The organism is Bacillus sp. UNC41MFS5, from assembly GCF_000686805.1.
Map to the genome: position 1 here is coordinate 1 of NZ_JMLP01000058.1, position 1,112 is coordinate 1,112.

General features: G+C 36.2%; 1 protein-coding gene. It reads right to left on the reverse strand.

Annotated features, from left to right (window positions below):
* On the reverse strand, positions 1-1,089 hold a 1,089-nt coding region (locus BR30_RS33755; protein ID WP_035445700.1), incomplete at its 3' end, for a phage portal protein.
* Between the last annotated feature and the right edge of the window lie 23 nt (positions 1,090-1,112).

Here is a 1,112-nt window from a genome sequence, read left to right on the forward strand (position 1 = left end):
ACCCTTAATGTTTAAGATGGTGCTGATAAGTGTGATTCTCTCCACTAATGCTTGCTTAAATAGTCTTTCTTTGTTACCACAAATCTGTTCCAATCCCATAAACTTGTATTGAAGGGCAATACCAGACAGGTTGCCACCAAAGTTATCATCTGACATATCTGGTGTGTAACTGAATTTGTGAATGTCTTGTTGTAACCTGTTCTTGTATCCTTCAATGGTTGCATTGTCAGATTGTTTAACCAACCATTCAGCTTTGCCATTGTCTTCAAGAAGCATTACTCTGTTTTCCTTCATTAAAGCTACATCTTCACTAGTAGTAGCTGTCATGCCTGTAAGGACTAAATATGAATCAGCTAGGTATTCAAAGTCATTCACTTGGTCTGATACAGCCTTATCATAAGCATCAATCAGTGGAATAACCTTTTCAAAGTCACCCATCTCTTCATCATTGTTGAAGTAAGGAACAACTGGCACTGCACCAAAGTAGTGTGGCTTTTCATCCACTAGTTCAAGGTCTTTTTTGCCCTGTACATAATACTTAATAGTGTCCTTTGTATATACTTCCAACTTGGTTACTGTTTTACCAGTAAGATAATCAGTTACACCAAAGTATCTAACTGCACCAATTGGCTTTGGATTAATGGATGTATCATAGACCATGAACACCTCATTAACTGGTAAAATAGCAAACTTAACTTCATTCTTTTCATTGATATAGATTAATTCATAAGCTACACCATGAATAGAAGCATCCTTAGCAAGTAAGCTGTTGTGTGCTTGCTCATCATTGTTGTCATACACCTCTTGTAATCTACCCATGAAGGCTTCATTGTCTGATGTGTAAGCAATTGGCTTGCCCAAGAAATAACCTTGAATCATATCAGTGATATAAGAGCCATAAGCATTGACAATCTTGTTATTTGGCTTTGTAGGGTCTGCCATTGTTCTATTTAATATGTCATGTTTACCAATGTAATAGTTTTTCAGCTTATTCAATCTTGGAACAGCTTCTACTTGATGTTTCTTAAATAAAGCAGTCAACAGCTTCTCATTCAGTTGGTCTGCATTTTCAAGTAAAATAGGTTTCATCACTATCTACTCAACTCCTTTTT